The organism is Glycomyces endophyticus, from assembly GCF_039531525.1.
Classification (GTDB): Bacteria; Actinomycetota; Actinomycetes; order Mycobacteriales; family Micromonosporaceae; genus Glycomyces; species Glycomyces endophyticus.
Genome location: NZ_BAAAQF010000013.1, coordinates 73,704 through 94,626, shown reverse-complemented (window position 1 = coordinate 94,626; position 20,923 = coordinate 73,704). Strand labels below are relative to the sequence as shown.

Genomic DNA, 20,923 nt, shown 5'->3' with positions numbered 1-20,923 from the left:
GGCTCGGGCGCGTGGATACCGACCTGATCACCCTGACCGGACTGCGCGTCCACGGGCGCCACGGCGTGTTCGACTTCGAGCGGGACGCCGGACAGGACTTCATCGTCGACGTCGCCCTCCGCACCTCCACCGCCGCGGCCGCCGCCAGCGACGACCTTCGGCACACCGTCGACTACGGCGCGCTCGCCGACACGCTCGCCGCGATCGTCGCGGGCGAGCCGGTCAACCTCATCGAGACCCTCGCCGAGCGGCTCGCCGCCGCGTGCACCGCCCTGGAGGGCGTCCGCTCCGCGACGGTGACCGTCCACAAGCCACAGGCGCCGATCGCGCAGCAGTTCACCGACGTCGCCGTCACCATCGAGCGGAGTGCGCAATGAGCCGGGTCGTCTTCAGCATGGGCTCCAACCTCGGCGACCGCGAGGCGGCCCTGCGGGCCGCCATCGCCGCGACCGCCCCCGAGGCCGTCTCCGACGTGTACGAGACGCCGCCGTGGGGCGGGGACGACGAGCAGCCCGCCTACTACAACATCGCGGTCGTCGCCGACGACCCCGCGCGCTCCCCGCAGGACTGGCTCGCGCTCGGGCAGCGCCTGGAGGCCGAGGCGGGCCGCGTCCGCGACCCCGAGCGCCCCTACGGGCCCCGGACCCTCGACGTCGACCTCATCGCCGTGTGGGACGGGGACGGCGCCGTCCACTCCGACGAGCCGGACCTCCGGCTGCCGCACCCGCTCGCCCATCTGCGGGCGTTCGTCCTGGTCCCGTGGTTCGCCGTGGACCGCGAGGCGGAGCTCCCCGGGAAGGGCCGGGTGAGGGACCTGCTACGGGACGAGACCGTCGCGGCGGACGCGCGCGCACTCCGCCGACTTCACCCGATATGGTCAGAGCATCATGAGTGACGGGAACCACGGTCCGACGCCGAGCCTTCGACCGACCGCGCCGTCCACCCTCGCGGTGGCGGCCCTCGTCGGGGCCGCGCTGACGCTGCTCCTCGTCGCCCGCTACTACCAGCAGGCCCCCGACCTCGGCTGGTACAACTCCGTGGTCGTCCTCGCCCTCGCCGCGCTCCTCGCATGGCTGGCCTGGACCACCCGGAGGACGCTGCGCCCCAAGAAAAGCAGCTTCCAGACGGCCGCGGTCGACGGGAGCGACCCGTCGCCCGCCCGCGGACGGCTCGACGGTCCGGAGCACGCGCTCCAGATCGCGCGCTTCGCCGTCCTCGGCAAGGCCGCCTCGATCGCCGGGGCCGCCTTCTTCGGCGCCTACCTCGGCTTCACCGTGTGGCTGGCGGTCCAGGCAGGACGTTTGACCGCCGCCACCGACGACCTCCCCAAGGCGGTGCTCGGCACCGTCGCCTGCGCCGCGCTCACCGCGGCCGCGGTCTGGCTCGAGCACTCCTGCCGCATTCCCCCGCAGGACGACGACGACCGCACCGACCGACCCTGAACCGACCCCGCTGAACCCATCCCCCCATACTCCGCGCGTGTTTTGAGGTGCGCCCCATGAAATTCGACTCCCCATCCCGGAGCGGCGACCGCGATTCGACCTCCGGTGCGACGACGTCGCAGATGAAGGCCGTCCCGGCCGGCGACGACGAGTCCCCGGCCGACCGCATGGCGGTCCACGTGGTCTGGGAGATCGGCCTGCTGCTGCTCTGCTGCGGCGTCCTGTTCGCCCTCACCCGGTCGAGCGCCGGCCCCTTCGCCGACGGCTCCTGGTCCGGCTTCGCCGACGCGCTCGCGCCGGTGCTCATGCTCGCCTGCGCGATGGCGGTCTCGCTGCGCGTCGGCGCCGTCAACCTCGCCGTCGGACCGATCGCGCTGCTCGCGGCGTGGATGTTCGTCGACGCGTCGAGCTCCGGCTCGGCCATGGCGCTCGCGGTCGGCCTCGGCGCCGCCGCGTTCACCGGCATCGTCCTCGCCACCGTCACCGCGTGGCTGCGCGCCCCCGGCTGGGCCGCGAGCGGCGCCGTCGGCGGCGCGATCGGCCTGTGGGCCGGCGGCGCCGGCGACCCGGGCGCGTTCTCGCTGGCCGCGCTGCCGGGCACCGGCGTCCTCGCGGCGCTCGCGGGCGCGGCGGGCATCTCGCTGTTCCTGGGCCTGGTCGGCGCGTTCGCGGGTATCCGCTCGCGCCTCGCCCCGATCCGCGACACCCCCGCCGGCGAGCGGCACGGCCGCGGGGGACTGGTGTTCCTCGGCGTGCTGCTCTCCTCGGCCCTGGCGGGCGCGGCCGGCGTCGTCGCCGCCTGGACCTCGGTGCCCGACGCGGGCGCGGCCGGGCTCCCCGACCCGATCCTGCTGACGGTGCTCGCGCTCGGCGCGGCGCTGCTGGGCGGGACGAGCCTCATGGGCCGCCGCGGCGGCGTGTGCGGCACCGTGTTCGCCGCGACCCTCGTGCTGGGCCTGATGTGGCTCGCCGAGGCGCGCGGCTGGAGCTTCGACCCGAGCTGGATCGCGCTGAGCGCCATCGTCGCCGGGTTCCTGGTGACCCGCCTCGTGGAGGCCATGAACCAGGTCGACGAGGTCGAGGCCGCCTCTACCTCCCGTGCCGGGTCGGTCGACGACCTGCGCGACGAGGACCCCCGCGACACCGGCTCCTACGAGCGGTACGACGACGACCTCGCCGACCTCGGCTCCGGCGGCGACCCGTGGACGAACACGGGCGGCATCCGGACCACCGGGGGCATCCCCAAGCAGCAGCCGGCCGACCCGTTCGGGGCGTCCGGCGCCTTCGACGACCTGCGGGACGGGTACGGGACCCGCTTCGACACCGACCGGCGCTACAACCGCTGACCCCACCGCCCTCCACACCCCGCAGAGGACAGACGACATGACGTACGTACCCCCAGAACGCGACGACCGGCTCGACCAGACCCAGCGGCTCGACGTCGCGGCCCCGGCAGTCGGCAACGGCGTCGACAACCAGAGCGCCCAGCCGATCGACCCGTTCGCGGGCCGCCCGGCCACGACCGTGGGCTACGCGGAGGCGCCCGCCCCCGTGCGCGACCGGGTGGGCTTCCAGTTCATCTGGGAGGCCATCCTCCTGCTGCTGACCCTGAACGCGCTGTTCCTGCTCTACCAGCGCCGCGACGAGGTCTTCGGCGGCGGCATCACCATGGACGCCCTCAGCCCGCACTTCGCGAACCTCGCCTCGGTGCTGCTGATCGTCACCGGGTTCGGGCTGACGCTGCGCCTCGGCGCGGTCAACCTCGCGGTGCCGGCCATGCCGGTGCTCGCGCTGTACCTCCCGTCGCTGTTCGTCGGCGAGAACCCGCTCGTGGGCCTCGCCTACACCGCGGGCGCCGCGCTGGTGCTGGCGATCCTGTTCACCGTGCTCACGGTGGTCTTCCGCATCCCGGCCTGGCTCGCGGGCCTCGCGTCGCTCGTCGTGATCGCCGGTTCGTTCCCGGCGCTCAACGAGCTCGTCGAGCGGCTCGGCGCGGAGGACGGCGGCACCTGGACCAACCCCGGGAACGCGTGGCTGTTCGCCGGGGCGGCCGCGCTCGCGGCGGCCGGTGGCCTCCTCGGCCTCGCGCCCGGCGTGCGCGACCGGCTCAGCCTGGTCAAGGGCGCCGCGGACGGGACCGGCGACCGCGACGGCGGCTCGGTCTTCCTGCTCCTCGCAGGGAACCTCCTCGCGCTGTTCCTCGCCGCCCTCGCCGGGTTCCTCCCGATGGTCTTCGGCGGCGGCCCGGAGTCGGTGCAGTGGGCGGTCGACTCCACGTTCACGCTCGGGATGCTCTCGGGCACCGACGTGACGCCGTTCGTGCTCATCGCGGTGTTCCTGGCGGGCACCAGCCCGTGGGGCCGGCGCGGCCCGGTGTTCGGCACCGTGCTCGCCACTGTCGCGGTGTGGGCCCTGCTGCTGGTGTGGGCGAGCCTCGACCCGGACGTGTACGGCGAGTGGACCGGCGCCGTCTACGCCGGCCTGCTCCTGCTCGGCCTGTTCGTCGCCTTCGGCCTCGACCGCCTCGGCCGGCCCAAGGAGTACGCCGACGTCGAGTCCGACACCGCCGAGATGTCGCCCTACGACTCCCCGAACGGCGCCGTCGACGACGGCACCGGCCTCTTCGAACCGACCCTCCCGGACGCGACCACCGCGGCCCGGTAGCACTCGGGACGACAGCGGGGCCGCCCATCGGGCGGCCCCGCTCCGCGTTCGGCGCCGCGCCTCGGCGGCGCTGCGCCCCTACACCACGATGACGCGGATGCCGGCTTCCTCGAAGCCGCGCAGCTGCTCGGCGGGGGCGTTGCCGTCGGTCACGAGGGTGTGGACGCGGTCGGTGGGGCAGATGCGCGCGAAGGCGTGGCCGCCGATCTTGGAGCCGTCGGCGATCACGACCACCTTGCGGGCCCGGGCCGCCATGAGCGCGTTGATGGCCGCCTCGCCCTCGTGGTGGCTGGTCGCGCCCAGCTTGTGGTCGATGGCGTCGACGCCGAGGAACGCGATGTCGAGGGTGATCTCGCGCAGGATCGGCGCGGCCAGGGGCCCGATCAGCTCGTAGGACTGCGGCCGGACCACGCCGCCGACGACCACGACCTTGAGGTGCGGGCGCACGATCAGCTCGTTGGCGATGTTCAGGGCGTTCGTGACGATCGTCAGCCCGGTCGAGCCGGGCGTGGCGACGAGGTCGGTGCGCATCGCGAGGGAGCGGGCGACCTCGGTGATCGTGGTGCCGCCGTTCAGGGCGATGACCTGGCCGGGGCTGACGAGGCCGGCCGCGGCGGTGCCGATGCGGTGCTTCTCCTCGACGTGGCGGGCGGTCTTGTAGCGCAGCGGCAGGTCGTAGGAGATGCCGCCGGCGACCGCGCCGCCGCGGGTGCGGGTGATCATCTGCTGCTGGGACAGCTGGTCGAAGTCGCGCCGGATCGTCGCCTGCGAGACGCCGAGCCGCTCGGCCGCCTCCTCCACGGTGATGCGTCCGGTCTCTGCGAGGATCTCCAGCAGGGTGTTCCACCGGGCGTAGCGGTCCACGTCGCTCCTCGTCGTTCGGAAGATCGGGACGGCGGCGGGCCGCCGCCGTCTGCACGATAGTGTTCGAAGTATGCTCTGGGGCGCTCGGGCCGTGCTCATGCGATGCTCGTGCGCTCACGATCATTGTGCCGCACCGGGGTGGGCCGACACACGCCGGATCGATTGGAAGGAGCGCCGGTGGACGGCGTCATGCTCCCGGCCGTGGGCCGGATCGTCACCCCCGACGGGATCGTCAACGGGACCCTCATCGTCGACGGCGACCGCTTCGAAGGGGTCCTGGAGCGGGACGGCGAGCCCACCGGGTGGGTCCTCCCCGGCTTCGTCGACGCCCACTGCCACGGCGGCGGCGGGTTCTCCCTCGCGAACGGCGACCCGGACTCGGCCCGCGCGGCCGCGGCGTTCCACGCCTCGCGCGGGACGACGACCATCGTCGCCTCCCTGGTCTCGCAGACCCGCGAGTTCCTGCTCGACGCGACCAAGGCCCTCGCGCCGCTGACCGCCGAGGGCGTCATCGCCGGCGTCCACTTCGAGGGGCCCTACATCTCGGCCGCCAAGTGCGGCGCCCACGCCAAGGAGGTCCTGCGCGACCCCGACATCGGGGAGCTCACCGAGCTCATCGAGGCCGGGCGCCTCGCCGACGGGACCGGCGCCGTCAAGATGGTCACCATCGCCCCCGAGCTCACCGGGGCCCTGGAGGCCATCGAGTTCCTCGACGGCCAGGGCGTCGTGCCCGCGATCGGGCACACCGCCGCCTCCTACGAGGAGACGATGGCCGGGATCGACGCGGGCGCGCAGGCCGCCACGCACCTGTTCAACGCCATGCGGGCCTTCAACCACCGCGACCCCGGGCCGATCCCCGCGCTCATGAACGACGAGCGGATCTTCTCCGAGGTCGTCGCCGACCCGGTGCACCTGCACCCCGGGACGATGCGGTTCGCGTTCGACCTCTCGCTCCCGGCGTGGACGCTCCTCGTCTCCGACGCGATGGACGCCGCCGGCCTCTCGGACGGGCACTACGTGCTCGGCCGCCACGAGGTCGAGGTCGAGGACGGGGTGGCGACCGTGGCCGGGACCGACGTCATCGCCGGCTCCACGATCACGCTCCTGGACGCGTTCCGCAACGCCGTGCGCCTCGCCGGGCAGTCCGTCGAGGCCGCCTCGCAGATGGCCTCGGCGACCCCCGCGGAGCTGCTGGGGCTGCGCGAGGTCGGGGCGATCGAGGCCGGGAAGTACGCCGACGCCGTGGTCCTCGACGACGACCTCAACCTGGTCTCGGTCATGCGCCGCGGCGCCTGGCTCCAGGTCTGACCCGCGACGCGGAGCGGGGCCGGGGCGACGAGCCCCGGCCCCGCTCCGCGTCCGCGCCTACATCGGCGCGGTGTCGTACATGGTCGAGCTGCCCGCGCCGATGAGCACGTAGATCAGGCAGAACGTGAAGAACGAGACGATGCCGAGCACGAGCCCGGTGATCGCGAACGGCTTGTTCGTGGCCTGGCCCTTGTTCGCCCGCGACCACCCGATCGCGCCGAACACGATCGCGAGGACGCCGAGCGGCCAGCTGAACGCGTTGAGCCCGGGGATGAACGAGAGCGCCACCGCGATGATGCCCAGCACCAGGGCGGCCTTGCCGAGCCCGTTGCGCGCCTGCTGCCCGTAGAGCGGCCCGTCGGCGTTGTACTGCGGCGGGGGAGGGGGCGGCGGCGGGACGGCCCCGCCGCCCGCGTACGGGCTGTACCCGGCGCCCGGGGGCGGCGGGAGCGGCGGCGCGGGCGGGACGGCCCCCGGCGACGGCGACTCGGGCACCGAGCGGGGCGCGCCCTCGCCGGTGTCGGTGAAGCCGTCCGGGTTGCCCTCCGGCGCGGCGCCGGCCTCGGGCCGGGAGTACCCGCTCCCCGGATCGGCGCCCGGCGCCTGCTCGGGCCGGGAGAAGTCGTGCGGTGTGGTGTCGGGCGCGGCGCCGCCGTACTGGCCGGGCGTCCCCCCGGGGGCGCCGCCGACCGGCGGGCCCTCGCCGTAGCCGCCCGGGGTCCCGTCGTCGTTGCCGCTGAAGGGCGCGTTCCCGGGCTCCCCCTGCGGGGCGCCGTCGGCGTTCGGGCTCCAGGCGGGCCCGTCGTCCTCCGGCCGCTCGGGCTCGGGCGGCCCGGGGGCCGGCGGGTAGGTCGTCATGGTGCCCTCCTCGGCTCGGATGCGCTCGCGGCGCCGATGCCCCGCAAGGTAACCCAATCCCCACGGGGCGTGTGCCGAATCAGGGGAACCGGCCGGGGCCGCCGCCGATTCGAGAACTCCGTTCGGATTTTTTGGAGTTAGGGGTTTACTACCCGTCAGTAGACGAGTAGAAATGAGTTACGGATCCGGAAGGACTTCCCGGGGACACGGTCTCCAGAGATCGGAAGGATTCGTGCACCGCCGCCGAGCACCCACGTGCGACCTGAGCCGTCGGGAGGCACAGCGGGCCCAGCACCTAGGAGCAGGGCGCCGCTAACAAGACTTCACGCTTGGTAACTCGGTCGGAAGTGCAGCTAGTTCGAGCGGCCCAGTCGAGGCGATTGACCGACTGGGCCGTGTCGTATGCCCGCCAAGCGGTTCCGCCCCTTCCTGAAGCCCTCTCCGGGGACCCTGTGTCCGAACTGACTGGGAACCTCGGGCCGCGGCTGCAAGAATGGGCCACGATGACCACGATCGAAGCCGGCTGGTACGCCGACCCCGCCGACCCGTCCACCCAGCGCTACTGGGACGGCTCCGCCTGGGTCGGGAAGCCGATCCCCGCGGGAGCCGAGCCGCCCGCCGAACCCGAGCCGCTCGACCCCGAACCCGAGCCGGTTCCACCCTCTACTCAGGACGCCAACGTCCAGGAGCTCCCGCCGGACCCGCGCTTCGGCGCCGGCCCGCCGCCGAAGGTGATCCAGCGGACCCCCGGCGCGGTCCAGCCGCCCGGCTCGGTCCCGATCCGGTCCCTCGGCGTCACCGTCGGCTGGATCTCCCGGCCCGACGTCGACCGCATCCTCGAGGGCCGCGTGCTCGCCCACCCCGGGCAGCGGTTCGTCGCGCGCATCGTCGACACCGTCGCCCTCCTGCTCCTCAACGTCGTCGTCAACGGCTACTTCGTCTACCAGTTCATGCAGACGGTCTGGCCGTACGTGCTGGAGATGGCCGTCGCCGACGACCCCAACGACATCCAGCTCCCCGCGCGCGCCTCCGACCAGTGGTGGGTCGTCCTGCTCATCTCGCTCGGCCTCTGGTTCGCGTACGAGGTCCCCGCCACCCTCAACTCCGGGCAGACCCTCGGCAAGCGCCTCATGGGCATCAAGGTCGTCTCGCTCGCCCCCGCCTCCCTCGGCTGGGGCCGGCTCCTGCTGCGCTGGTCCTACGCCGCCCTGCCGCTCCTGTGCTTCCCGTTCGGCGCGATCCTCTGGATCATGGACGGGATATGGTGCACCCGAGACCAACCCTTCCGCCAGTGCCTCCACGACAAGTCGCCGGGAACGGCCGTCGTGGAGGCGGGACCCCACAAGGAGCCAGTGCGATGACGACCGAGCCGATCCGCGACGACCTCGCGGCGATCCCCCGCTACGTCCCCGGGAAGGCGCTGCCCCAGGCGCTCAAACTCTCCAGTAACGAGGTGCCCTACGGGCCGCTCCCGGGGGTCGCCGACGCGATCGCCGCCGCGGCCGCCGACGTGCACCGCTACCCCGACATGGGCGTGGCGCGGCTGCGCGACGAGCTCGCGGCCCGCCTCGGCGTCGACGCCGGGCGGATCGCGACCGGCACCGGGTCGGTGGCCCTCATCGGCCACCTCCTCCAGGCCGTGTCCAGCCCCGGCGGCGAGGTCGTCTACTCCTGGCGGTCCTTCGAGGCCTACCCCATCGCGGCCACCGTCGCCGGGCTGCGGTCGGTCCAGGTCCCCAACACGCCCGAGCACGGGCACGACGTCGACGCGATGATCGCGGCCGTCGGGCCGAACACGCGCGCGGTGATCCTGTGCAGCCCCAACAACCCGACCGGGCCCGCGCTCACCGCCGACGAGATCGACCGGGTCTTCGACGCGGTCCCCGAGTCGGTGCTCGTCGTCATCGACGAGGCGTACCGGGAGTTCGTGACCGACCCGTCCCTGCCGGACGGCGTCGAGCGGTACGGGGACCGGCCGAACGCGGTCGTGTTCCGGACCTTCTCGAAGGCGTGGGGCCTCGCGGGCCTGCGCATCGGCTACATGGTCGCGCGGCCGGAGGTCGCCGACGCGGTGCGCCGGTGCGTGATCCCCTTCGCGGTCAACGGACCCGGCCAGGCGGCCGCCCTCGCGGCCCTCGCCGCCGAGGACGAGATGCGCCGCCGCGTCGCCCTGGTGACCTCCGAGCGCAAGCGGGTCGTCGAGGCGGCCCGGGACGTGCTGCCGGAGGTGCCGCAGACGCAGGCGAACTTCTTCTGGCTCCCCCTCGGGGCGCGCGCGGTCGAGTTCGCCTCGCACTGCGAGAAGCTGGGAATCCTGGTGCGGCCCTTCGCGGGCGACGGCGTCAGGGTGACGATCGGCCTGCCGGAGGAGAACGACGCGGTCCTGGAGGCCCTGCGGTCGTTCGCGGCCTGACCGGTGCGGAAGTCCGGGCGCCCCACCGGCGCCCGGAGCCGGCTACTTGACGGAGCGCTCGTTCTGGTCGCAGAAGGCCTCGTACATCTCGGTGAGGGTCTGCTTCTGGCGGGGCGTGAGGTCGCGGTCGGTCGCGATCGCCAGCGGCGTCGCCGAGCCGTCCTCGCCGCTGCCGACGGAGGCGCGGAGGTACATGATCGGGGTGGTCATCCGCAGCGCCAGCGCGAGCTGGCGGAGGACCGCGCCGCTGGGGCGGCGCACGCCGCGCTCGCCCTGGAGGTAGGGGTTCGAGACCCCGGCGGAGTCGGAGAGCTCGCGGAACGAGACGTGCGCGCGTTTGCGCACGTCCCGGACGAATGAGCTGAAGTCGCGATCTGTCACCCGCGTCACCATACGCGCCTCGGGCCGGGTCCGCCACCTGGCCCCGCCTGACCTGACCGACATTCGGTACTACCGGCCGACACGGTGCTCACCCGATCAGACGATATGAAAGCGACTCGGGAGGCGGTTGCGTCTCAACCCCTCGCCGTCGTGTGAAGCCAGCCGATACCATCGGAAGTCGACGCGTAGCGCGTCCCTGCGACGCCAGACGAGGAGGGGAGAACCGGTGAGCGTTCTGCAACGCTTGGAAAAACAACTGGAGGGCCTGTTCGAGGGCACCTTCAACAAGATGTTCAAGGGCGTTGTGCACCCGGTCGAGATCGCCAGCGCCATGCAGCGCGAGGCGGAGACCCACAAGGCGGTCCTCGCCGGCGGCCGCGTGCTGGTGCCGAACCGATACGTCATCGACCTCTCGCCGCCCGACCACGACCGGCTCGCGCCGTACGCGGCGGCGCTGGCGCAGGAGCTGGCCCAGTCGCAGGCCGAGTTCATCGGCGAGAACGGCTGGACGGTGTACGGCGACGTCATCGTCGAGATCGAGCGCGGCGAGGGCCTGGACACGGGCATGTTCCGTGTGACGGCCGAGGTCGCGGCCCTGAACGAGGGCGTCGACCAGCCGGTGTCCGGCGGCGGTTACGGTCCCGCGCACCCGCAGGCCCCCACGGGTCCGGTGCTGGTGACGGCCGACGGCCGGCAGTTCTCGGTGGCGCACGGCGCCACGGTGATCGGCCGCGGCGAGCAGGCGCAGATCCGCCTCCCCGACGTGGGGATCTCCCGGCGCCACGTGCGCATCGACTTCGACGGCCGGCAGGTGTCGGTGACGGACCTGGGCTCGACGAACGGGACGCTGGTCAACGGCCAGCGGATCGCGACCGTGTCGATGCAGCCCGGCGACGTGATCCAGATCGGGACGACCTCGCTGACCCTCCAGGCCGGCTAGTCCCGCACGAGTCTCGGCACGCCCCGACCCGCCAGGGTCGGGGCGCCGTCGTATGCGGAGCTCGATCCCGTACGGCCCCTTATGGGTAGCGGTGGGATGACCGGGCGGGTTCGGGATCTCGGCTTCTCGGGCGCGCGCACGTGGGCTACCGTGTTCGTGACCGTTCGTTCATCCGCTTGGGAGCGCCGCATGCCTGAGATAGTCCAGACCGTCGCCCGGTTCGGTTTCCTGGTGCTGCTGTGGCTGTTCGTCTTCGCGGTGGCCAGGACGATCACCCGCGACCTCCTGGCGCAGCGGCGCCCCGCCGCGGCCGGCCCGGCCGCGGGGCCGGTGTCGGCGCCGCCGGCGCCGGGCAACCGGGGCGGCGCCCGCCCTCAGCAGGGCGGCGCGCACGCCGCGCAGTGGCTGGTCGTGACCACCGGCGAGCTCCAGGGCCGCCGGTTCGTGCTGTCGGGCCAGCCCATCTCGATCGGGCGCGCGGCGGACTCCACGATCGTCATCCGGGACGACTTCGCGTCGAACCGGCACGCCCGGGTCGTGCCCATGGACGGGCAGTGGATGGTCGAGGACCTGGGCTCCACGAACGGCACGTACCTGGGGCGCGCTAGAGTCACCAGACCCACGCCGGTCCCGCTCGGGGTGCCCATCCGGATCGGGCGCTCCTCTTTCGAACTGCGTCCGTGAGCCCGAGTGTGACGCGGCGATGTCGGCATCGATCTGCGGGCGTGCCCCGCGCTACGGCGGTTGATACATGAGTTTGCACCTGCGTTACGCGGCCGTCTCCGACCGCGGTGTGGTGAGGCAAGGCAATCAGGACTCGGTGTTCGCCGGGGCCCACTTCATCGCCGTGGCCGACGGCATGGGCGGCATGGCCGCCGGCGACCTGGCCTCGGCGATCGTCATCAACACCGTGGCCCGGCTGGACGTCCCCCCGCCCGCCGACTCGGTCGTGGACGAGCTCGCCGACGCCGTCGCCGACGCCAACCGCGCGATCCGCCGCTGCGTGGCCGACGACCCGCAGAAGGAGGGCATGGGCACGACGCTCACGGCCCTGTGGTTCGACGGCGAGTGGTTCAACCTGGTGCACATCGGGGACTCGCGGGCCTACCGGATGCGCGAGGGCGGGTTCGAGCAGGTCACGGTCGACGACACGTACGTGCAGATGCTCGTGGACGAGGGCCGGATCACCGCCGAGGAGGCGGAGCGGCATCCGCAGCGGTCGCTGCTGCTGCGGGCCCTGGGGGCCTCCGAGGTCGAGCCGGCGTTCCAGACGATCAAGGGCGTGGCCGGGGACCGGCTGCTGCTGTGCTCCGACGGCCTGTCGGGCCCGGTCTCGGACGCCGACATCGCGCGGACCCTGCAGACGGCGGCGACGCCGCAGGAGGCCGCCGAGACGCTGGTGCAGCAGGCCCTGGACGCGGGTGCGCCCGACAACGTGACCGTGCTGATCGCGGACGTCGTCGAGGAGTACCCGGGGGAGCAGCGGCAGATCATCGGCGGCGCGGCCGCCGACCAGCGCCTGGCCGAGTCCGACACGGCGGTGCTGCGGGCCGTGCGCGAGGAGGACGGGGCGCCCGGCGACGACGCGACGGTCGACCTGCGGGCCGACGGCGGCGATGCCGGCGAGGAGCCGAAGCAGCCGAAGAAGAAGAAGCGCGGGCGGGTGTGGCGGACGGTGCTGTCCTGCCTCATCGTGCTGGTCCTGGCGGCCGGCGCGGGCGCCTACTGGGCGCGCACGCAGTACTTCATCGGGGTCTCCGACGCGGGCAACATCAGCCTCTACCGGGGCCTCCCTTTTGAGGTGGCCGGGCTGCGCGCGGCCTGGCTGGAGACCGAGTCGGACCGTCCCGCGTCCGAGGCGACCGACGAGGTCGAGGCGGACCTGAAGGCCGGCATCGAGACCGACGGGCGCGCGGACGCCGAGGCCGAGTTCGAGGCGCTCATCGATCCGGCCTCCACCAACGGGAACCTGGACGAGCTGTGCTCCGTTTCGGACACTGAGGCCGTGCCTACGGCTTCAAAGGACTGCCGCGACGACTGAGCGTCACCGTTGTACGCTCACAGCGTCCGACCCCCGAGTGCGCGGGGGCCGAGCGCGAAGGCGCCCTAGAACACGCAGATCGAGGGGAACCCGATGGCCCAGCCCATGTCGGCGACAGCCCGGGCGGCGGCACCGTCCGAGACGCCGCTCACCCCGCTGTCGGGCATGCCCAAGCGCATCGGCCGCGAGATCACCATGCTCGTCATGGGCGGGATCGGCGTCTTCTGCTTCCAGCTCACGATCGACATGGCGCTGTCCCAGCGGACCACCACGGTCACCTACATGCTGCCGATCACCATCTTCATCGTGTCGATGTGCGCGTGGGCCTCGGTGAAGTTCCTGGCGCCGTACGCCGATCCGCTGTTCGTGCCGATCGCGGCGTTCCTGACCGGCATCGGCATCGTGTACATCCGCCGCATCGACCGCACGGCCCTGACCGACGACCCGCTGCCCGAGTCGGCGGGGATCTTCGGCGGCCAGGGCGGGCGCCAGCTCATGTACTACATGGCCGCGGTCGTGCTCATGACGGTGCTGCTCGCGGTGGTGCGCAACCACCGGATGCTCCGCGGCTACGCCTACATCCTCCTGTTCGCGGGCATCGCGCTCGCGGCGCTGCCGGGCTTCCTGCCGGCCTCGATCTCGGAGTCGGGCGGCTCCAAGAACTGGATCCGCTTCGGGTCGTTCTCGGTGCAGCCCAGCGAGTTCGCGAAGCTGATGCTGCTGATCTTCTTCGCGGTGTACCTGGTGCGCAAGCGCGACATGCTGTCGGTGGCGGGGAAGAAGATCCTCGGGCTCCAGCTGCCGCGCATGAAGGACCTGGGCCCCATCGTGATCGTGTGGGCCGCGAGCCTGCTCATGCTCATCTTCGAGCGCGACCTCGGCACCTCGCTGCTGCTGTTCGCGATCTTCCTCTCGATGCTGTACATGGCGACGCGCCGGGCCTCGTGGATCGTCATCGGCCTCACCATGTTCTTCGGCGGCTGCGTCGCGATCTTCCCGTTCTTCTCCCACCTGCAAGTGCGCGTGGACATCTGGCTCGACCCGTGGGACCAGACGAAGGTCTTCGAGACCGGCACGTCGTGGCAGCTGGTGCAGGGCCTGGTCGCCATGAACTCCGGCGGCCTGCTCGGGAACGGCCCCGGCTCGGGCAACCCGAACCTCATCCCCGCCTCCGAGTCCGACTTCATCCTCGCCGCGATCGGCGAGGAGGTGGGCCTGATCGGGCTCATCGCGATCCTGCTGCTGTACGCGATCCTCGTGGAGCGCGGCTTCAAGACCGGCATCATGTCGCGGGACCTGTTCGGGAAGCTCATGGCCGGCGGCCTGGCGTTCCTGGTCGCGTTCCAGCTGTTCGTGGTGTTCGGCGGCGTCACCGGGCTCATCCCGATGACCGGCCAGACCACGACGTTCCTGGCCGCGGGCGGCTCCTCGCTCGTCGGCTCGTGGCTGCTCATCGGGCTCCTGGTACGCGTCTCCGACGACGCCCGCAAGCCCTGGCAGGCCTCCTACGGCCTCATGAAGACCGAGGCCCCGCCGGAGTTCCTCGCCGAGCAGGCCGCCAGGCGCGCCGCCGAGGAGGCCGCGAAGGGCGAGCTCGCCGGCGTCATGGACTCCGGCCCGATCCCCGGCGGCGACCAGCCGACCGAGCTCATCATCCCCGGCCACCTCCCCGGCACGCCCGGACCCACGGGCACCATGGAGGAGGACGTGGTCTCCCCGACCCGCCAGGGCCCGACGTCCGCCCCGCCGTCGCCGCCGACCGGCGGCCCGTTCTCGCCGCCCCCGACCGGCCCCCAGTCCCCGCCGCCCGCGGGCCCGACGCAGCCGTACCGGCCGCAGTCGCCGCCCCCGCCGAACCCGAACCACGGCGGGCCGCAGGGCCCGGCGACCCGTCCGGCCCCCCAGACCCCGCCCCCGCCGCCGCCCTCGGCGTTCGATCCCCGAACCGACTCGAAGGAGGGCGACCGATGAACCCTGCCCTGCGACGCACCGGCGTCATCGCGCTGATCCTGCTGGCCGCGCTCATCGCCCAGTCCACGTGGGTGAGCTTCTTCCACCACGACGACTACGACCTCATCGCCGACTCGCGGACCCTCATCGCCGAGTACTCGGTGCCGCGCGGGCAGATCCTCGCCGGCGACACCGTCATCGCCCAGTCGGTGGAGACCGACGGCGACTTCTACGTCTACGAGCGCGAGTACCCCGAGGGCGACTACTTCGGGAACATCACCGGCTTCAAGTCGTTCAACTACGGGTCCTCCGCGATGGAGGAGGCCGAGAACTCGATCCTGAACGGCACCAGCTCGCTCCTGGCGTTCGACGACTTCTGGGCCACGGTGAAGAAGGACCAGAAGCCCGGCGGGAACGTCGTCACCACCATCGACGCCGACCTGCAGCGGACCGCGTACGACGCCCTCGCCGACTCCGGCGTCAAGGGCGGCGCGGTCGTCATCGACCCGCAGACCGGCCGCATCCTCGCCCAGGCCTCGTTCCCGGGCTGGAACCCGACCGACGTGTCCTCCAACGACGGCGACACCGCCACGACGGCGTGGGCCGCGCTCAACGACGACGAGGACGAGCCCGGCGTCGACCGCACCCGCTCGACCTTCTACCCGCCCGGGTCGACGTTCAAGACCGTCGTCGCCGCCGCGCTCATCGAGTACACGGGCGCGACCGCGGACACCATGGTCCCGGCCGGGAACGGCTACAACGCCCCCAACACCGACCACGAGATCACCAACTCCTCCGACCAGTGCCCGAACGAGGAGTACACCCTCGAAGAGGCGTTCGCGAAGTCCTGCAACACCACGTTCGCGCGGCTGTGCGTCGAGGAGCTCACCGCCGACCAGATCAAGGAGATGGCCGAGAACTTCGGGTTCGGCGAGGCGTTCGAGACCCCGCTGTACACCCAGCCCTCCGGGACCGGCGACCTGTCCGAGGACGCCTTCCGCGCCCAGGCGTGCATCGGCCAGCAGGACGTGCAGGAGACCGTGCTCCAGAACGCGATCATCGCCGCCACCATCGCCAACGACGGCGAGCGCATGGAGCCGCAGCTCGTCGACCGGCTGACCGACTCCGCGGGCGAGACCGTCCAGAACGGCGGCGAGGACTCCGCGGGCCGCGTCATCGACGGCGACACCGCCGAGGAGCTGCGCACGATCATGGAGGCCGTCGTCACCGACGGCACCGGTGGCAACGCCGCGGTCGACGGGTACACCGTCGGCGGCAAGACCGGCACCGCCGAGCACTCCGACTCCAGCGACAACGTCCTGCCCGACCACGGCTGGTTCCACGGCTGGGCGATGAACGAGGACGGCGAGCCCGCCGTCGCGGTGGCCGTGTTCCTCGACTCGTACGGCTCCGGCGCCTCCGCCGAGGCCGCCGACATCTCCGGGACGCTCATGGAGCAGGTGCTCGAGGGCGGCGGCGAATGAGGCCGCGGCCGCACCCGCACGGCAACGGAGCGTTAGGAAGACGCGAGCGTGACACGGTTTCCCCGAGATCGCCGGGAACGGCAACCGAAGGGGCCGCCGGGACGTGGATCTTCGGAGACGGTTCGACGGCATCGCGATAACGGGAGCCCAGGTGCCGGGCGTCCGACCAGTAGACTGAAGCGTCGGTCCCCCCGGATCGGACCCGCCCTGAACTGGGCCGCCGAAAGAAATGAGGAGACGCCGTGTTGAGCCCCGAAATGCTCCTCGGGCAGCGCTATCGGCTGCGCGAGCGCATTGCCGTGGGCGGCATGGGCGAGGTCTGGAGGGCCGAGGACACCGTCCTCGAGCGCACCGTGGCCGTCAAGGCCATGCTGCCGTCCCTGCTGAGCGAGCCGGGCTTCACCCAGCGGTTCACCGCCGAGGCGAAGACCGTCGCCGCGCTCACCCACCCCCACATCGTCAACGTCCACGACTTCGGGAACGCCGACCTGCCCAGCGGCGAGACCACCGCCTACCTCGTCATGGAGTTCGTCGAGGGCAAGTCCCTCGCCGACCTCATCGCCGAGCGCGGGCGCATCGACGCCCGCGAGCTCATGCCGATCATCGCGGCCACGGCCGAGGCCCTGCACCACGCCCACGTGCACGGCGTCATCCACCGCGACATCAAGCCCGGGAACATCCTGGTGCGCGACCGCGACGGCCGCGCCGTCCTCACCGACTTCGGCATCGCCCGCTCCGGCGCCTCCGGCGACCTCACCCAGACCGGCGCCGTCATGGGCACCGCCTCCTACATCGCCCCCGAGCAGGCCGAGGGCACCGGCGTGCTCCCCGCCTCCGACATGTACTCGCTCGGCGTCGTGGCCTTCCACGGCCTCACCGGGCACCGGCCGTTCCAGGCCGAGAACCCCATCGAGCTCGCCCTGCACCACGTGCGGACGCCCGCGCCGCCGCTGCCGCAGGAGATCCCCCCGGGCGTGCGCGCGTTCGTCGAGCGCGCCATGACCAAGGACCCGCACCGCCGGTTCGCCACCGGCGCCGAGATGGCCGCCGTCGCGCTCACCGCCGTCGACGCGCCCCCCGCCACCTCCGTGATGCCGCCGCTCGGGGCCCTGCCCCAGCGCGCCGGCGTCGTCGCCATGGGCGGCCCGCCCGCGGGCGTCGCCGAGCAGTACCCGCCGCACGGCGGCCCGCCCAGCCCGGCCCGCATCGACCTCGGCACCCCGCCCGGGACCGGGGCGGCCAAGCCCGGACCGAACAAGGCGCTGCTCGGGGCGATCGTGGGCCTGGCGGCCCTGGTCCTGGTGGGCGGTATGGTGTGGCTGATCCTGTCGATGAACGGGAACGACGACCCGAACGGCGGCGGCGAGGACCCCACCGACGGCGTCACCACCTCCGAGTCCAGCGAGGATGACGAGGAGGGCACCACCGACCAGGGCACCGAAGAGGAGTCCACGCCCGACGACCCGAGGACCACCGCCGACGGCCCCACCGACGGCGGGGGCGGCGGTGTCGGGGAGTGCCTCCCCGGGGCCGACTGCAACGACTGATAGCGGGCTTCCCGGCCTGGCGCTGCCACTAGAATCAATCCGCGATGAACGGAACACGAGGACGTAAGACGCGATGACGACAGAGCCCCGCCTGCTCGGCGGCAGATACGAGATCGGCGAGGTCGTCGGCTACGGGGGGATGGCTGAAGTCCACCGCGGCCGCGACCTGCGACTCGGCCGCGACGTGGCGGTGAAGCTGCTGCGGGCCGACCTCTCTCGGGACGAGTCGTTCCTCATCCGCTTCCAGCGCGAGGCCCAGAACTCCGCCTCGCTCAACCACCCCAACATCGTCGCCGTGTTCGACACCGGCGAGGACATGGGCATCCCCTACATGGTGATGGAATACGTCAACGGCCGCACCCTCAAAGAGGTCCTCATCGCCGAGGGCCGCTTCGAGTACACCGCGGCGTGCGAGGTCGTCGCCGACATGTGCTCGGCGCTCGACTTCAGCCACAAGCACCACATCATCCACCGGGACGTCAAGCCCGGCAACGTGATGCTCTCGGACACCAACCAGGTCAAGGTCATGGACTTCGGCATCGCCCGGGCCCTCGCCTCCAACCAGGCCACCATGACCCAGACCAGCGCCGTCATCGGCACCGCGCAGTACCTCTCCCCGGAGCAGGCGCGCGGCGAGACCGTCGACGCCCGCTCCGACGTGTACGCCGTCGGCTGCGTCCTCTACGAGCTCCTCGTCGGGCACCCGCCGTTCACCGGCGACAACCCCGTGTCCGTCGCCTACCAGCACGTGCGCGAGGAGGCCCGGCCGCCTTCGGAGCTCAACCCGAACGTCCCGCCCTCGGTCGACGCCGTCGTCATGAAGGCCCTCTCGAAGAACCCCGAGCACCGGTACCACTCGGCCGCCGAGATGCGCGAGGACCTCATCCGCGCCGCCCGCGGCCAGGACGTCATGGCCCCCGCGGTCATGGGCCCCGCCGACCGGACCGCGATCATCGACCCCGACGCCACCGCGCCGATCCGCCAGCTCCCCACGTCCTCCGGCAAGCGCCGCCCGTGGCTCATCGCCCTGGGGGTGGTCCTGGCGCTCGTCGCGGTCTCCGCGGCCGCCTGGGGCATCATGCGGGCCATGAACGAGACGGCCCTGGTGCCGGTGCCGCTGGTGATAGGCCAGACCCAGGAGGCGGCGACGGAGACGCTCACCGCCGACGGGTTCGAGGTCGAGGTCGTCGAGCAGAAGGCCGAGACGGCCGACGACTCCGCCCTCGGGAACGTCATCGACCAGAGTCCCGGCGCCGAGCAGGAGGTCGACGAGGGCTCGACCATCGAGATCACCGTGCTCGTCCAGCCCGACGACGTCGAGGTCACCGACGTGCTCGGCGAGAAGGTCGAAGACGCGGAGGCCACGCTCACCGAGGACCTTCTGGTCGTCGAGGTCAACAACGTCCCCAGCACCGAGGAGCCCGGCACCGTCCTGGAGCAGGACCCGGCCGGCGGTGAGATGGTCCCGCCCGGCACCACGGTGACGCTCACCGTCTCCGAAGGCGGCGAGGCCACCGTCCCGAACGTCGTCGGCATGACCACCGACCTGGCGATCTCCACCCTTGAGGGCGAAGGCTTCACCTACGAGCTCGTGTACGGCAACGGCGGTTCCACCATCGGCGCCGTCTACGAGCAGAACCCGCAGGACGGCTCCACCGAGCAGGACGGCGCCACGGTCACCATCACCGCCAAGGGCGTGTCGGTCACCTGGGACGCCTCGACCACGCCGCAGGCCCTCATGGACACGCTGAACGCCGCCGGGCTCGTCGCCACGATCGAAGGCGACACGACGCTCGAGACCATCGAGAGCGTGGCCGGTCCCGACGGCGACCTCACCAGCGGCACCGCGGTCGCCCCCGGCTCGGCCATCACCATCGTCCCCGCCGCGGACGACGGCGGCGGAGGCGGCGACGAGACCACCACCGACGGCGAGTCCTGCAACCCGATCGACCCGACCTGCGACGACACGTAGGTTGACGAACTCCTGACAGGGGCTCGGTGCGGTGGCACCGGGCCCCTGTCGCGTGAGCTGAGTCTCGAACCTGAGCCCACCGCGCGTCGCTACCGACTTGGCCCAAATTTCTGTAGTGTTATCTGTACATGCCGAGACATCCCAACAAGCACATCCGCGCGGCGATCGAGTACATGGAGGCGAAGGGCTGGAAGATCAAGGCTTCGGGAGGACACGCATGGGGCCGGGCCTTCTGTCCTGGCGGCGGCTCGGGTTGCCGGCCGCCGCGATCGATCTGGTCGACGCCGAGGTCGCCAGAGGACTTCGCCAAGCTGCTGTTGAGGGACGCGGCCGAATGTCCGCATGGCACGGAAGCGGACCAGTAGAAGGGAGCATGAAACAGTGACGATCTACGAGTTCGAATTGCACTTCACCGCCCCGCCGGGCGAGCAGGTCATCGATGCGCTGTACGAGGCCGGTTGGGGCGACGCCCTGGTCGCCTTCGACCCCGACACCGGTGGCGAGGGCTGGGGGACCTTCTCCCGCGAGGCGCCCTCGGCACTCCAGGCCGTCGTGTCCGCCATCAGAGAGGGCCGCATGGCCGGAGTGGAGCTCCTCGGCGTCACCGAGGACTACGTGACGCTCACTGAGATCGCGAACCGCACTGACCGGACCCTCTCCGCCGTCGACCACTGGGCCACCGGCAGGCGCGGGCCCGGCGACTTCCCCGCCCCGCGGGTGCCGCGGCCGCGGGTGAGCCTGTACTCGTGGGCGGAGGTCACCATGTGGCTCGTGCAGCACGGCCTGGCGGCGATGTCTCCTGAAGGAGTCGAGGTCGCCCGGGTCTGCGAGGTCGCCGACGCGACCCTCCGCGCTCGGCGCTTGCAGAACCGCCTGCCCGAAGCCGACCGGGAGGCCCTCAACCTCGCAGTCGCCTGACGGGCCGCGAGAGGCACCGGGCACGCGGAAGGGCCCCGGCCGTGAGGCCGGGGCCCTTCGCTTCTCTCGCCGCGCTCAACCCGCCTCGGTGTCGCGCGGCAGCGGCAGGGCCCCTGTGGAGGCCCCGCCGCCGAGTCCTGC

19 protein-coding genes are annotated in these 20,923 nt (G+C 72.3%); 16 read left to right on the top strand and 3 right to left on the bottom strand.

The annotated features are described in order from the left end of the window. Nucleotides 1–11: 11 nt before the first annotated feature. Genes folB through ABD419_RS17235 form a run of 5 tightly spaced genes read left to right on the top strand, consistent with a single transcriptional unit; the run spans nt 12 to nt 4,106 of the window. Nucleotides 12–377, top strand: a complete 366-nt coding sequence (gene folB, locus ABD419_RS17255; RefSeq protein ID WP_344488604.1) for a dihydroneopterin aldolase — start codon at nt 12–14, stop codon at nt 375–377. After that, nucleotides 374–895, top strand: coding sequence for a 2-amino-4-hydroxy-6-hydroxymethyldihydropteridine diphosphokinase (gene folK, locus ABD419_RS17250; RefSeq protein WP_344488601.1), 522 nt, complete (start codon nt 374–376; stop codon nt 893–895). The genes folB and folK overlap by 4 nt, the downstream gene beginning before the upstream one ends. Continuing rightward, nucleotides 888–1,442 carry a DUF3180 domain-containing protein gene (locus ABD419_RS17245; protein WP_344488598.1) on the top strand — a complete coding sequence of 185 codons (555 nt, stop codon included), beginning with the start codon at nt 888–890 and terminating at the stop codon, nt 1,440–1,442. Before folK ends, ABD419_RS17245 begins: the two co-directional genes overlap by 8 nt. A gap of 56 nt (nt 1,443–1,498) precedes the next feature. Then, nucleotides 1,499–2,788 carry a hypothetical protein gene (locus ABD419_RS17240; protein ID WP_344488595.1) on the top strand — a complete coding sequence of 430 codons (1,290 nt, stop codon included), beginning with the start codon at nt 1,499–1,501 and terminating at the stop codon, nt 2,786–2,788. A 37-nt stretch (nt 2,789–2,825) separates the two neighbouring features. After that, nucleotides 2,826–4,106 carry a hypothetical protein gene (locus ABD419_RS17235; RefSeq protein WP_344488592.1) on the top strand — a complete coding sequence of 427 codons (1,281 nt, stop codon included), beginning with the start codon at nt 2,826–2,828 and terminating at the stop codon, nt 4,104–4,106. 78 nt (nt 4,107–4,184) lie between these two features. Here the strand turns inward: ABD419_RS17235 and ABD419_RS17230 are convergent, their stop codons facing one another. Continuing rightward, complete coding sequence (locus ABD419_RS17230) at nt 4,185–4,970, bottom strand: DeoR/GlpR family DNA-binding transcription regulator (protein ID WP_344488589.1); 786 nt, start codon at nt 4,968–4,970, stop codon at nt 4,185–4,187. Between the two features lie 189 nt (nt 4,971–5,159). Between ABD419_RS17230 and ABD419_RS17225 the strand changes: the two genes are divergently transcribed. Continuing rightward, on the top strand, nt 5,160–6,278 hold the full coding sequence (locus ABD419_RS17225; protein ID WP_344488675.1) for an N-acetylglucosamine-6-phosphate deacetylase: 1,119 nt from the start codon (nt 5,160–5,162) through the stop codon (nt 6,276–6,278). 57 nt (nt 6,279–6,335) lie between these two features. Here the strand turns inward: ABD419_RS17225 and ABD419_RS17220 are convergent, their stop codons facing one another. Further along, complete coding sequence (locus ABD419_RS17220) at nt 6,336–7,136, bottom strand: DUF4190 domain-containing protein (protein ID WP_344488586.1); 801 nt, start codon at nt 7,134–7,136, stop codon at nt 6,336–6,338. 503 nt (nt 7,137–7,639) lie between these two features. Here ABD419_RS17220 and ABD419_RS17215 point away from each other — a divergent pair. Together ABD419_RS17215 and ABD419_RS17210 are read left to right on the top strand one after the other, a co-directional pair. Further along, entirely contained in the window at nt 7,640–8,497 is an 858-nt protein-coding gene (locus ABD419_RS17215) for an RDD family protein (RefSeq protein WP_344488583.1), read from the top strand. Next, nucleotides 8,494–9,549, top strand: a complete 1,056-nt coding sequence (locus tag ABD419_RS17210; RefSeq protein ID WP_344488580.1) for a histidinol-phosphate transaminase — start codon at nt 8,494–8,496, stop codon at nt 9,547–9,549. The genes ABD419_RS17215 and ABD419_RS17210 overlap by 4 nt, the downstream gene beginning before the upstream one ends. Before the next feature lie 42 nt (nt 9,550–9,591). Here ABD419_RS17210 and ABD419_RS17205 read toward each other — a convergent pair whose 3' ends face one another. Next, nucleotides 9,592–9,930: a helix-turn-helix domain-containing protein gene (locus ABD419_RS17205; protein WP_344488578.1), complete on the bottom strand. Its 339-nt coding sequence runs from the start codon at nt 9,928–9,930 to the stop codon at nt 9,592–9,594. 226 nt (nt 9,931–10,156) lie between these two features. Here ABD419_RS17205 and ABD419_RS17200 point away from each other — a divergent pair, with 226 nt between their 5' ends. The 8 genes from ABD419_RS17200 (at nt 10,157) to ABD419_RS17165 (ending at nt 20,782) form a co-directional block, all read left to right on the top strand. Then, entirely contained in the window at nt 10,157–10,870 is a 714-nt protein-coding gene (locus ABD419_RS17200) for an FHA domain-containing protein (RefSeq protein WP_091048899.1), read from the top strand. Nucleotides 10,871–11,059: 189 nt separating this feature from the next. Then, nucleotides 11,060–11,554 carry an FHA domain-containing protein FhaB/FipA gene (locus tag ABD419_RS17195; RefSeq protein WP_344488575.1) on the top strand — a complete coding sequence of 165 codons (495 nt, stop codon included), beginning with the start codon at nt 11,060–11,062 and terminating at the stop codon, nt 11,552–11,554. Nucleotides 11,555–11,666: 112 nt separating this feature from the next. Next, complete coding sequence (locus ABD419_RS17190; RefSeq protein ID WP_344488573.1) at nt 11,667–12,911, top strand: PP2C family protein-serine/threonine phosphatase; 1,245 nt, start codon at nt 11,667–11,669, stop codon at nt 12,909–12,911. Nucleotides 12,912–13,004: 93 nt separating this feature from the next. Beyond that, complete coding sequence (locus tag ABD419_RS17185; RefSeq protein WP_344488571.1) at nt 13,005–14,882, top strand: FtsW/RodA/SpoVE family cell cycle protein; 1,878 nt, start codon at nt 13,005–13,007, stop codon at nt 14,880–14,882. Then, a complete protein-coding gene (locus tag ABD419_RS17180; RefSeq protein ID WP_344488568.1) occupies nt 14,879–16,345 on the top strand; it encodes a penicillin-binding transpeptidase domain-containing protein in 1,467 nt (488 codons plus the stop codon). Before ABD419_RS17185 ends, ABD419_RS17180 begins: the two co-directional genes overlap by 4 nt. Before the next feature lie 242 nt (nt 16,346–16,587). Beyond that, entirely contained in the window at nt 16,588–17,892 is a 1,305-nt protein-coding gene (locus ABD419_RS17175) for a protein kinase domain-containing protein (RefSeq protein ID WP_344488565.1), read from the top strand. Nucleotides 17,893–17,965: 73 nt separating this feature from the next. Continuing rightward, nucleotides 17,966–19,864 carry a Stk1 family PASTA domain-containing Ser/Thr kinase gene (gene pknB, locus ABD419_RS17170; protein ID WP_344488563.1) on the top strand — a complete coding sequence of 633 codons (1,899 nt, stop codon included), beginning with the start codon at nt 17,966–17,968 and terminating at the stop codon, nt 19,862–19,864. A 381-nt stretch (nt 19,865–20,245) separates the two neighbouring features. Continuing rightward, nucleotides 20,246–20,782, top strand: coding sequence for a hypothetical protein (locus ABD419_RS17165; RefSeq protein WP_344488561.1), 537 nt, complete (start codon nt 20,246–20,248; stop codon nt 20,780–20,782). The last annotated feature ends 141 nt before the right edge of the window (nt 20,783–20,923 follow it).